Annotated in this window: 12 protein-coding genes; 1 reads left to right on the top strand and 11 read right to left on the bottom strand. The window is 65.5% G+C overall.

Features of this window, described 5'->3' with window-relative positions; all coding sequences use genetic code 11:
* Positions 1–2: 2 nt before the first annotated feature.
* The 8 genes from NBM05_RS03820 to NBM05_RS03855 all read right to left on the bottom strand — a co-directional run bounded on the left by NBM05_RS03820 (position 3) and on the right by NBM05_RS03855 (position 7,941).
* Entirely contained in the window at positions 3–1,517 is a 1,515-nt protein-coding gene (locus tag NBM05_RS03820; RefSeq protein WP_254165239.1) for an SCO6880 family protein, read from the bottom strand.
* Positions 1,514–3,037: a hypothetical protein gene (locus NBM05_RS03825; protein WP_254165240.1), complete on the bottom strand. Its 1,524-nt coding sequence runs from the start codon at positions 3,035–3,037 to the stop codon at positions 1,514–1,516. Before NBM05_RS03825 ends, NBM05_RS03820 begins: the two co-directional genes overlap by 4 nt.
* Positions 3,037–3,786, bottom strand: coding sequence for a DUF8175 domain-containg protein (locus NBM05_RS03830; RefSeq protein WP_254165241.1), 750 nt, complete (start codon positions 3,784–3,786; stop codon positions 3,037–3,039). Before NBM05_RS03830 ends, NBM05_RS03825 begins: the two co-directional genes overlap by 1 nt.
* Before the next feature lie 32 nt (positions 3,787–3,818).
* Positions 3,819–4,187, bottom strand: coding sequence for a TrbC/VirB2 family protein (locus NBM05_RS03835; protein WP_254165242.1), 369 nt, complete (start codon positions 4,185–4,187; stop codon positions 3,819–3,821).
* A 69-nt stretch (positions 4,188–4,256) separates the two neighbouring features.
* Entirely contained in the window at positions 4,257–4,766 is a 510-nt protein-coding gene (locus tag NBM05_RS03840; protein ID WP_254165243.1) for a hypothetical protein, read from the bottom strand.
* A gap of 65 nt (positions 4,767–4,831) precedes the next feature.
* Positions 4,832–5,890 carry a hypothetical protein gene (locus tag NBM05_RS15340; RefSeq protein WP_302183671.1) on the bottom strand — a complete coding sequence of 353 codons (1,059 nt, stop codon included), beginning with the start codon at positions 5,888–5,890 and terminating at the stop codon, positions 4,832–4,834.
* Positions 5,890–7,164: a hypothetical protein gene (locus NBM05_RS03850; RefSeq protein WP_254165244.1), complete on the bottom strand. Its 1,275-nt coding sequence runs from the start codon at positions 7,162–7,164 to the stop codon at positions 5,890–5,892. The genes NBM05_RS15340 and NBM05_RS03850 overlap by 1 nt, the downstream gene beginning before the upstream one ends.
* Positions 7,165–7,257: 93 nt before the next feature.
* Positions 7,258–7,941 (bottom strand): class F sortase, encoded by a 684-nt coding sequence (locus NBM05_RS03855; protein ID WP_254165245.1) that lies wholly within the window; start codon positions 7,939–7,941, stop codon positions 7,258–7,260.
* 163 nt (positions 7,942–8,104) lie between these two features.
* On the opposite strand from NBM05_RS03855, the gene NBM05_RS03860 reads away from it, so the two are divergent.
* Positions 8,105–8,419 carry an ArsR/SmtB family transcription factor gene (locus NBM05_RS03860; protein ID WP_254165247.1) on the top strand — a complete coding sequence of 105 codons (315 nt, stop codon included), beginning with the start codon at positions 8,105–8,107 and terminating at the stop codon, positions 8,417–8,419.
* A 377-nt stretch (positions 8,420–8,796) separates the two neighbouring features.
* Here NBM05_RS03860 and NBM05_RS03865 read toward each other — a convergent pair whose 3' ends face one another.
* The 3 genes from NBM05_RS03865 to NBM05_RS03875 form a co-directional block, all read right to left on the bottom strand.
* A complete protein-coding gene (locus NBM05_RS03865) occupies positions 8,797–9,564 on the bottom strand; it encodes a hypothetical protein (RefSeq protein WP_254165249.1) in 768 nt (255 codons plus the stop codon).
* Positions 9,565–9,574: 10 nt separating this feature from the next.
* The gene (locus NBM05_RS03870) at positions 9,575–10,336 is read right to left on the bottom strand and encodes a hypothetical protein (protein WP_254165251.1); all 762 of its coding nucleotides are present in this window, start codon (positions 10,334–10,336) and stop codon (positions 9,575–9,577) included.
* 102 nt (positions 10,337–10,438) lie between these two features.
* Entirely contained in the window at positions 10,439–11,770 is a 1,332-nt protein-coding gene (locus tag NBM05_RS03875) for a carboxylesterase family protein (RefSeq protein ID WP_309248108.1), read from the bottom strand.
* Positions 11,771–11,995: the final 225 nt, after the last annotated feature.

Genomic DNA, 11,995 nt, shown 5'->3' on the forward strand with positions numbered 1-11,995 from the left:
GTTTAGGCTCCTGCCTTCTGGTCTTGCTTCTGCGCGCCGGCGGCGTGCCACAGCTCGGGCACCCCGGCGTAGACCCAGGGGAAGATCCCCAGGGGCAGCGTCTGGTGGAACGCGGCCTCCGGGACGTGATCGGCGAACCGCCAGGTCAAACCGGCCATGATGTTCTTCAGCTCGTTCTCGGCCGCGGACTGGGCCTTGCGGGTCGGTTCGAAGGTCACGGTGACCATCAGCGACCACTCGACCAGGGTCGCCCCACTGGTCATCTGGTTGGCGGCCAGTTTCGGGGCCGCGGACTTCTTCGCCCCGAAGGCATCGAAGCGCCGCTTGGAACCGGCCTCGGTGGAAGCGCCCTTGCTGGAGGAGTCGATGCGGGATCGCTGACGGGAGGCAGGGATCGGGCGGTAGTACATCGCCACCCGCTTGCGCAGCACGTGATCGGAGGCCGAGAACAGCTTCTCGTAGGTCCGCTCGGTGATCTCGGACGGGTCCGGGACATCCATCATCACCGTCATCGACGCCACTCCGTCGTGGAGCAGCACCCGCTTGTTCGTGCCGTTGAGGTACTCCGGTCCGGACCCGGCGAAGGGCCGCACGGTGCGGACCCCGTCGTGGATCTCCTTCTCCACCTCCGTGGAACGGTGCGGGTTGTACGCGGTGTACATCAGATCCCCGTACTCAGGCCCGCTCATGGTGTGGGACTGCCCCGACCCTGCCGCCGCGAGCATCGAGGCGTGCTTGGGCACCTTCTGGGTGACCTCGGCGAACGCGCCCTCCAGGTCCTCGTCCAGGTTCGACAGTTTCCAGCCCAGGGTCGCGTAGGTCTGGACCTGGGAGATCTTCGAGGGCAGCGCCTGGGTGGCCTCGAGCAGGACCTTCCGGGAGACTTCCGGGGCGTTGGGGTCCATCTTCTCCATGATGGATTCGGCCATCGGCACCGCGGAGCTCTTCATCGAATCCACCACGATCATCGCCCCCAGCAGCCCGTTGTCCCGGGAGAGCGAATGCAGCCACCCGGCGTAGGAGGAGACCTGGTGATTGACCTGGTCCTGGGGCAGGGTGCTGGCACCGGTGGGTGAACACAGCAGGCTCACGGTGGCCATGTCCACCGACTTGTGGTGCAGCAGCTGCACCGGGTTACCCGCACCGTCGACGTCGTCGACGGTGCGGATCTGGTTCAAGAACCCGGGCAGGCCCAGCTTGTTCTGCCGGTTGGACAGGTGGGAGTTGACGAACGTCGCTGACCCATCGGCTTTGCGCATGGTGTGGCGGGCGCTCTTGGCCATCAGCTGGATCACGGTCTTATCGCCATTGCCGATCGGGACGAATCCGACCAGCAAGACGAAGAACGTCAGTGCCAGAACCAGCAGCCCGACCACAGGGGAGATGAACATGATGATCAACAGGCTGGCCATCACGGTTCCCAACCCGATGCCGAAGACCGGGTAGGGCAGCCAACCGAAGATCTTGGTGCTTCCGGTGGGGATGGCGTTGCCGCCGTATTTCATGCGTGTGCTCATCGCTCGTCAAGTCCTCTCTCATCCATGAACTGGTCCCCCAGGTCCGGGGAGCTGCGCATCGTGTCTTGGATCATGCGGAACATGTCCATGTAGTTCCTGGACCCACCAGAGTCACTGGACTGGCCCTGGGCCCCGGCATCTTCAACGTCGGCCTTGTCCGTGGAGGGGGTTTCCCCGCCGGTGGTGGGGCTCTCGGCAGCTGTGTCGGTGGAGGAGGTGGAGCCTTCCTCGCCCAGGGGCTTGCTGGGGCTGGTCTGTTCCTCGGTGGGGGCGTTGGCTCCACCGGCGCCTTCCCGGTTTTCGGTCTCGCCCAAGCTCGGCTGATCCGTCGCGGAATCACTGCCACTGGTGTTCTCTGCCTCGCTCGAGGAGGAACCGCCAGCACCAGATCCGGTCCCGCCTCCCCCACCGCCACCGGAGGAATCGCCGACGCCCCAGCCGGACTGACCGAGGCTGGACCCGGTATCGACTTCCGCGCCAGCACCGGCCCCGCCACCGGCCGCGGCACCTTCACCGGCAGCTGCGCCACTTCCCGCGCCAGCTCCAGCATCCGCGCCGGCACCGGCCGCTCCTGCGGCTGCGCCACCAGTGGCGGCGATCGCCGCGACGGTGGCCGCGGTGGTCGCTGCACTGGCGATCTCGGCCCCGCCGCCGGAAGCACCGGCCGCGGTGGCCTGGGGCGAGATGACTTTCAGGATCGCGGGCAACGCGACCACGGCCACGGCGATGGTCATGATCCCGGACATCCCCGCTGCTACTCCGTCGGTGCCCTGCATGAGCTTGAACGCGAAAGAGTAGATGATCGCCACGACCGGTTTGAAGGCCAGGAACGCGATGACCCAACGGCCGACCTTGGAGAATTTCGGCTCGTTGTTGACCATGTTGATCGACTCGGAGATGGGCCAGAACATCACCAAGATCGGCAGCACCAGGGATCGGACCAGCATCAGAATCCACTGGACCAGTACTGCCAAGGCCCCGAGCAGACCGATGATCAGCGCCAGGGACCCGAAGTGGGTGACCAGTACCGTTGCGTTCAGGCCGGTCTCTTCGTAGTTCGTGGATGAGGCGTCGATGATCCACTGGGCCAGTAAGTCCATCGCGGGAATGGCTAAGGCCACGATGTAGGCGCCGCCGGCCGAGATCGCGACGACCCGGCCGAGGTTCTCCGCCGCGACGCGTAAGTCCTCGCCGCGGCAGAAGTACATCACCCGGATGCCGGTGATGATCAGTCCGATAGTGACCAGGATGACGGTGATCGACCCGGTGAGCTGTGTGGCCCAGGCCATCGTGTCCCCGGTCATCGAGATCACCGGGTTCACATCCAGCCAGGTAGTCATGAAGGACTTGAACAGGTTGTCCAGACCCGAGAGCCAGGATTCGACGAAGTTCATCATCGCCGAATCTTGGATCTTGGTTCCGACTTCACCGGCGGTGTCCTGGAACGCAGCCCACGGATCACCCCTGTTCTTCATGACCTTCTCGCCAAGGTCCTCGTTGAATTCGGCGAACGAAGGCATTATTTGCCTCCCTCGAACAGCGTGAAGTCACCCGGGGCGACTTCGGTTGCCTCCTCGCTGAAGGAGTTCTTGGCCAGCTTCCAGTCCCCGGCAGCCCAGACGAGGGTGCCGGTGCTCTTGGCCAAGACGGACTCGGTCTGCCCATTGGGGGTGACTTGCGTGACCAGTCCGATGGTGGCCTTCTCGTCGGTGTAGCTTTCGACGGTGAACCCGACGATCTTCTGCTCACTGCTTCTGGGATCATCTGGGTCGGCTGCCGGTTCAGAATCAGCGCGGTCAATGTCGTCCAGGAGAATCCCGCGCTGGTCGGGGGTGAAGCGGGAGTCATCGTAGATGCCCACCACGTTCGATGCGGCGAATGCGGCACCGACCGGGGAGTGGGCGAAGCAGTACCCGACCCCGTCCTTGCTCTCGGTCGGGCCCACCGCGTCCGAGAACGGGTAGACCAGTCCCAGATCTGAGGATGACTGCCCCACGTCTTCCGGCACCCGCAGGTTGGTCACGGTGGACCCGTCATCGGGGACGTCGCAGGTCGTGGGGGTGCTGGCGTTGGAGACCCCGGAGGAATCCGAGGGGGTGGAAGGAGCGGCCGTGGCCGATGCCGGCGACTGTGCTTGATCGGCTGGTTCTTCTTCACCGAACCCGGTGAGGTTCATGATGATCAGGCCAATTGCCATCAGGCCGATCAGGCCGATGACGGTCCAGGCCGCGGTCCTTTTCGTCTTGTCGTGGATCTTGGGCAGTGCCATGACCGCTCCTTACCTGTTGGTGGGATGGGGTGTTATGCGCAGTTCAGCGAGCTGGTGATGAAGATGCCGGCGATCGAGGCCGCCGAGGCGACCAGGGCCGCGCCGCCGCCCCAGTAGCCGATCTTCTTCATCGGCCCGCCCCCGGTCTCGTTCTGGTGGGCGAAGAACATCGTGATGCCGATGACGATCAGACCGATGATCGCCAACACCCCGGCGATGCCCTTCAGCCAGGCGGTGAAGGTGTCCGCGGCGTCGCAGAACTCGGTCGGGGCTGGCTTGACCTCGGCGTGAGCCGGGACCATCGACAGCCAGGTCGTGACCGCGAACAGCGATGCTCCGGTGACCGCAGTGCCGATGCGCTTGCGGACCGGGGTCTGAGTCTTGGTGGTGGGCTGTGCCATGAGGATCTCTCCTTAGTGATTGGTTCCGAGCCCCCGGTGTGGGGCCCGGGTGGGGTTGATCAGGGTGGGTTAGGGCAGGGTGGTCACGGTGCGGGTCTCGATGAACTTGGCCACCCGTTCCCGGGCCTTGGCCACGGTCTTGTGCTGGGCCAGGTCTTCGGTGAGCTCGATGCCTCGCAGCGCGGGGACCCAGGCGACCAGGTGCACCGGGTGCGCCCCCTGAAGCACGCGGATCCGGTGCTGGACCGGTTTCGGCAAGGTGCCCGGAGCGTCCGGGACCACGAGGATCCCGGTGATGAGCTCCTCCGTCTTGGCCAGCTCCTGGATGGCCTCGATGCAGGCGGCGAGGGACTTCAGAGTGGAGCGGGCCACCAGGATGACCGGGTGGCTCGAACACTCGGAGATGGTGGTTTCCTTCAGGCCCAGCAACTGTGCCCAGGTCCTCGCGCCGGCCTCGGGAGAGACGCCGATGATCACCGGTGGCGCCGATGACTCGTCAGCCGGCTCCGCAGCCGGCTGCTGCGGGCCAACGATCCAGTCGCTGGCTCCCGTCACAGATGATGCGGTGTCGGTGTGCATGTCCTTCTCCTTCTTCTCCACGGCAGATTCCCCGCCCTTTCAGCAGATCGAGATGCTCCGCGTGCTTAGTGGGTCTCAGATACCGCGGCGCGGTGGCGCCCGCGGTATCGCTTCACACCGGCTGCGCCCAGTGTCAAGGCCCCCAGCGAGAGCGCCCCGGCGAACCACGGCGTCGCGGAGGCATCTGCCAGGCCGGCGGAGCCGGTGGAAAGCGCCTGGCGCTTCGGGGCGGCCTGGACCGGCTGATCATCTGCCGGGGACTCGGCCGCAGCGGCAGGCGCCGACTCAGCGGTTTCTACCGGGGCGGCTTCCTCAGCGGCCGTCGCCGGCACCGGGGAAACCGGCTGCTGGGTAACGGCGACGGCCTCGGTCTGCTGGGCCGGCGCCGGAGCGGCCGATGCAGCAAGAGCCTCGGCGGCGGGGGCCGGCTGTTCGGCCGGTGCGGGAGCCTCGGTGGTCGGCGCCGCTGACTCGACCGGGGCAACGGGCTCGGCCGGCTGCGCCGGCGTCTCCGGTGCAGGTGCGGTCTGCGTCGGGGTCGAGGGTTGCTCAGGCGCGGGGGCGGGGGCGCTCGGCTGCTCGGGAGCGGGCTGCTCGGGCACCGGGTCGGTCGGCTGCTCGGGCTGTTCCGTGGCCGGCTGCTCCGGCATCTCGGGCTCCTCGGGAGCGGGCTGCTCCGGCTGTTCCGGCTCCTCAGGGGCCGGTTCCCCGGGCTGTTCCCCCTCACCGGGGCCCGGCGAGGGAACCTCGACCCCCGGTTCAGTGGGCTGATCCGGTTCGCTCGGGCCCGGTGAGGGGACCTCGACCCCCGGCTCCTCCGGCTCGGTGGGCAGCTCGGGCTGCTCCCCCTCACCGGGACCGGGCGAGGGAACCTCGACACCGGGCTCCTCCGGGGCCGGCCCCTCCGGCTGCTCGCCCTCCCCAGGACCCGGGGACGGAACCTCCACCCCCGGCTCCTCGGCCGCCGGCGCATCCTCCAGCACGGCAGGGCCCTGGACACTGGTCGACGGGGCGGACTCCTGCGGAGCGGCCTCATCACCCGGGGCGGCCTGCGCGGCCGCCATCGAGCCGATCATCAGGGCCGTGGCCGTCACGCCGGTGGTCAGCAGTCTGCGGTTGGTCATCATTTCTCCTTCGTCGGTTCAACTCGGTGGTCTGAGGTCACGAGATAGGTCTCGGAGATCGCCAAAGGCTTCTCAGCTGCGGTGAGCTGCCCATCGGCGGATTTCCACCCCTGCCCAGTCGGGCACATCACCTGACCGGTGATCTGTTCGCCGTCCGTGCAGAGTTCGGTCAGCTTGCGGTCCTGGAGGTACCGGTCCAGGCCGTCCCAGACGACCCCGTGCTGGATAGTGACGTCGTTGGCGTTGACCTTCTGCTGGTCGATGCTCTGCCCGGTCTCAGGATCATGGGTGGTCAGGAAGTCGGTATCGTCCTTGGTCCAGATCACGACGGCCTGGTCCTCGGTGGCCTGGACCCATTCGGTGATCCGGGCCCCCTTCTCCGGGCTGTGCAAGGACACGTCCTGGTCCTGGACGCTGGTCTGGTTCGGGGCCTGGGCGAAGACCACGCCCTCGGTGGTGGCAGCCAGGACCGCCTGGTCCTTTGGGATCGAGTCGCTCTGCCCGTCTGCGGTGGTGTACTCGTTGCTGGTCACCGCGACCGGTTCCGTACCGCGGGCGTTGAGCGTTCCCTCAGCCGTCCGGGTGGAGCCGTCCGAGGCGATGAACGTGACCTCACCTGATCCGTCGTCGATGGCTGAGGCGTTCTGCCCTTCCATGAACCGGACTTCCTCGGGATCCTCGACGGTGCGCGGGTCCCCGGCCTGCTCACCGGTGTCGGCGTGGTAGATCCTCAGCTGGTTATCCGCAAGCGTCACAAGGACCTCGCCGGCGAAACCGAGGGGACGCTGCCCCTCCTCGAGGGTCCAGCTGGTCGGCTCGGCGGCGGGCTCCTCGCCCTGGTCCTGGCCCTGCGCGAAGGCGTAGGCCGCGGTTCCCAGACCCGCCAGCGCTACGAAGCCGATCGCCGGGATCAGCATCCACTTCTTGTTCCGCTTCCGTGAGGCAACGGCCGGGGTGACCGCCGCAGGCGCCGGTTCCCGATCCTGCTCCTCAGCTGCTTCCTCACTGTCCATGAGCTCGGTGATATCGACGGCTTCCTCGAGCTCGGGGTCTGGGTCCGGCTCGAGGTCGGGGTCGACGTCGTGGGTGGATCCATCGGCGGTCATCTCCAGAGTGATCACGGCATCACCGTTGAGCACGGTGATGGTGATTGGGAACGACTCGGCGGCCGCGTAGACCTCGGCCAGGGCCTCCTCCGGCGTGACTGCCGTGGAGGGGCGGTCATTGATGGTCCAGGGATCGCCCGGGACGATGGTCACCTGATCGCGACTCATGAGCGCCCCTCCCCCACGGGTGATCCCCAGACGGTGGGCCCGTCCAGGGATGAGAGGCGACGCTGACCGGTGTTCACAAAGTCCTCCTTGGGGTTACGCCGTCTGAGCCGGCACGGCCTTGACGATCAGGTTGTGGGAGTAGTTGAAGGCGAAAGCCCCGCCGGCGTCTTCGACCGACGGGCCCGAGCAGGTGATCATGTACAGCGCGGGGTCCCCGTCGAGACGGAACAGCTCGTCTTGGGCGGGCAGGTCATCTTGGGCGACGGTGTAGACGTCGGTGACCACGTACTCGTGCACGGTCCCGGCCTCATCGGCTTGATAGACGTGTGAGCATTCGGGGATCTGGTGCAGGTATCCCCACGGGGAGAGTTCCCCGCCGGCCTCAGAGAGCACCCCGGGGGCGTAGTCGACGTGCCCGGCTTGAAGGACCGCGCCGTGTTCTGCGCCCAGGGGTGCGTCATCGGCGTAGATCGTCCCAGCCGGGGCGTCGGGCAGTTCGATGCTCGCGCCGTTCTTACCGGAGGGCTGAAAACCAGCGCGTTGTCCGATCGCCGGAATCTCCCAGGACAGCGGCGCCGGGGTGGCTCCCCGCTGCGGCGCCAGGTCACAAGTGCTTGCCCGGTAGGTGCGTTCGGGCGCGGGTGCCTGCTTCGTTCCGTCGGAGGCGACCTGGACATGAGCAGATGAAGCCTGCTCATCCGGAGCGGGGGTTCCGATCCACCAGGCCGAGACAATCCCAGCGGCGAGCAAGGGCAGCGCGATGACGCGAGTCCTCACGCGGTGTGTTCCGCGATGACGTGGCTCTGGCATGGGATCACACCTCCTTCTGGTCTTCAAGGTCGTTTATAGCAAGAGTCTAGGCATATTGCCCAGTCTCCTGCAATAATACTTGAGCATACGAATATCGAACTTTTTTGAGACAATGAGGAGCGTGCCGTCCATGAAACCCGTCGAAGACCAGAGCCCCGAAGTCCTTGCCGCCGTATATTCGTTTGGCAACGCGCTGCGCTTGGCTATCATCCGCAGGCTCCAGGATGGGCCGAAGTTCCGGGCCGAGATCATCGGGGACCTGGACGTCTCGTGGACCAGTGCTTCGCACCAGTTGCAGTACCTTCGCGAACAGGGGCTGGTGATCGCCGAGCAGGTGCCCGGAGTGGGCAGGCCTGTCAGGTACTCCCTCGACCCCGAACGTGTCGACGAGGTCCTTCAGGCGTTCTTGGCCTACTTCCGCGGAGACTCGCTGGACGCGCCCTAATCCCCGCGCCAACTCTCGTAGATTGGTCATGGAGGTAGAACCCCTCCCCCGCGCGCCGATGAGGCATGAGGGCACATGCGCTTGCTCGCGCAGGGAAGGGGTCGTATTAGTCTCTCGAGCGCAGAAGCTTCGAAAGAAGATCGGACACTCTCACGGCATCAGAAATTGCCGGGGTGCTTGCAGGGTCTGGTCGACTAAGACTCTGCCGGATCATGATTGCCCTCATTCCATCGGTAATGATGCAGCTAGGGCGCACTGAACCAACGGGCAGCGTACTGACCGGTGGATATGGTGGTGATGCGGACTGGTTGACCGCCTCAATTTTGAGTGCAACAACTAGCTACACTCACATATTAGTACCTACTAGGCGTTTCGAGTCAAGTTATATGTCTGACTCGTTCGCAGGGCTGTCGCCATCGGCGATGCTGGCCGAGGGCGACCCCGGCACCAGCATTGAGACGCCGATGTTTCGCGAAGGGGACCAGGATGAGCGAGATAACCAGGGCGAGCATCGTCAACAACACGACCACCTCACGCACCGGCACCAGATCAGGGTCCACCCACGTGAGGATGTAACCGACTGCCATCAGTACCGACATCGCGTACCCGAGCATCAGGCAGAAGTAGCTTGACCTCAGCTTCCGCAGCCGGGGATTTCTCCGGGCCTTCACGAGCAGGGGCACCATCTGGAAGGCCACCAGCCATAGGCCCATCGTGCTGAACAGCCAGTAGGCGATCCATCCAATCTCACCGATGAACTCGTCCGCTCCGCGGGAGCTGAATCCGATGCTCAATGAGGCGAAAGAGAGCACCGTTCCGATGGCGGCGGTGATGAACACCCAGTTCCTCAGCAGCAGGGGAACCGGTCCACCGCGCAGAAACGGCCGGGAGATCTCCCGGCTCAGGAGGGCATAGACGAGGATGAGCACCAGGTGACTCAGTAGATTGGCGTAGCTCCGCCCGCCCAGCATGGCGTCGTAGACGGGAAAGACGAAACTCAAAGATACGGTCACGGTGTAGACAACCAAACACTGACAGATCAGAAGAGTCTTCGTCGACCCACGCCCCGGGGTCAGTAACCGTACTGCCAGACTGGTGATCAGCCCGCTCAGGAAGATGACGGCCACGTAGTCGGAGAGCGTCATCACCACTCCTTTAGTTCAATGCGCTGTGCTCATCCAGGACTTTCAAATCCTGAAGGTCTCCCTGCAAGTATCTCGCTTGGACTTGGGCGATCTCGAGCAATTGGTCATCGGCGATTCCCCGGATGGCATCCACCCGTAGGGACTCGGAGTAGCCGGCCTCCTGAGGTTCGATGTACCCGCCAAGGACCAGCCCAAGGACCGGATCGAGCCCAAGAGCCTGGGCACCTTCGATGATCTCGTCGATGCGGAACTCAGCTGATCCGTTCAGACGCATGCTCATTGGCTTGGTCTTCAGGCCCAGCGCTTCAGCCATGACCTCCCGTGAGCCACGTGGGGTCGCGACATCCAACCAGATGGCGAACCGGTGGGGGTAGCTGATCCACTCTTCCCCTTGCACCATTTGCGCGTCGTAGACTGCTGCCCGGCTGATCGCCTGGGGCTGATCTGCCCGCAGCGCCCGATTGCCGATCTCACGGTAGACATATCCGGGGTTCATCGTCGCGGCCAGCACACGAGGATCGGGGATGGCTCCCGGTGGTGCGACCTCGGCGAAACGCTGCACGCGGGCCAACTCGCTCAAGGGGTTGTGCCCATAGGCTCGGCTGGCGTGGATGATCACCCCAGGGTCGATGCGGTTCTGCTTACGCTGCACGTTCAAGGTGATGTACTTGAAGCCGGCATCGGCGGCGAGGACGCTCCAGGTCCGCGGCTGGCCCATCTGGGCGTAGAACTGATCCGCCCACGCCTCGAGCTCGTCCTGGGTCAACCGCACAGATCAACGCTTTCTAAGAGGGAAGAGGTGGCCGCCTCCAACCTTAGTCGGATGTCACTTTCGATGGGTATCCCTGACCCCATGCTGTGCCCGGTGGCCGGCTTACTCGACCCTCAATCCACCCTCCAGCCCGTCACCGTTTTCGATCTGCCCTACTCGTGCAAACCGCCCCCAGATCGACCGCAGCTTGCCCCCTGCCGTCTCAGCACGGGTAATTTCAGCGTCGGTTTCCACCGGTAGCAGGGGCGAACCCCTCCAGGTCTCGTTACCCGGACCGCCGAACAGCAGCGGCAGCTCGGCCATGTGGATGGCCGCCGTGGCCGGCGTCGGGGTCCAGGAGAAGCGGTAGTACGCACTCGACGCCGCCGCGGACCTCAGCGCCCGGGACAGCCTCCGCGAGGCGCCCGAGAAGATCCCGTAGGTGGTGGGGCGGACCAGCAGCAGGCGCACCCACCGCGCCCAGCGCGGGTCGTCGTAGATGCTCTTGATGCCAGGGATGGCGGGCAGGTACATGCCCGACTCGGCGTCGTTGGTCCCGATCAGCACGTCCCGGCCCCGCGCGCCGGTGAGGATCTTGGCGCGCTTGGTCCCGGGCCCGGCGAACGGCGCGGCGTCCCACTGGATGCCGAAGGGCATGAAGCCGGAGCCGTAGAGCCAGGCGGCCTTCTCGATCGCCTGCTGGTACTCGATCAGGGTGGGGGCCGCGTGGGCCGCCGCCTCGGCGTCGAGCTTGGCGGTGACCTTCGCCCGCAACCGTGCGCTCATGCCCCGGATGCCCAGGGGCGGGCTCTGGGCGATCACGCGGCGGAACAGCCCGTCCGCCGAAGGGGTGCCCATCAGGGACAGCGCCATGTCCCCGCCGGAGGACTGACCGAACAGGGTCACGTTCTCGGGGTCCCCGCCGAAGGCGCCGATGTGCGCCTGGACCCAGCGCAGCGCCTCCAGCAGGTCCATGGCGCCGAGGTTCGGCAAGTGGTCCGCGCGGTGCCCGCCGAAGCCGAGATAGCCCAGCCGGTAGGTCGGCTTGACCACCACGACCCGCTGCTCCTCGACCAGCCAGCGCGGGTCGTAGACGGAGAACTCCGGGTTGGAGTTGGCGTTGCCGCCGCCGTGGATCCACACCATCACCGGAAGCCGCTCCCCCCGCCGGGCCGACTCGGGAGCCGTCACGGAGAGGAACTGGCACCGCGGGTCCTGGCCGATGTGCTCGGGAAACCCGCCGAGCAGGGTCTCGAGCATGACCGAGCTGGTCTGCGGGGACGCCGGCGGGTGCTCGACCTGGATCACATCCGCTTCCCGACTTGCTGCGGTGAGAGCTCGCGGCACACCTTGCGGCTCTGCCAGGGCATATCGAACACCCTGAAATCTCGTGACTTCACCATCTGCGCGTCCGGTGATCCCACCGATGGGCAGTTCGACCTGTTGCACGGCCACCTAGAAACCCTCGCAATCATCTGAGAATACCCCCTATCCAGGGACTACTGGACCCAAAGTACCCGCCCTTGAGCCCAAGGCTTCGAGATGCACGATCTGGGATTATTCGTGCCTTGAGCGTGGCGTGGGGTGTGAAGTGGGGACGCTTATGCCATGATAGGCGACATGGCAACAACGTATGCATCTCGCACATCGGGGCGAACGGCTAAGAAGACTCGACTTGAG

The organism is Rothia santali, assembly GCF_024199905.1.
Classification (GTDB): Bacteria; Actinomycetota; Actinomycetes; order Actinomycetales; family Micrococcaceae; genus Rothia; species Rothia santali.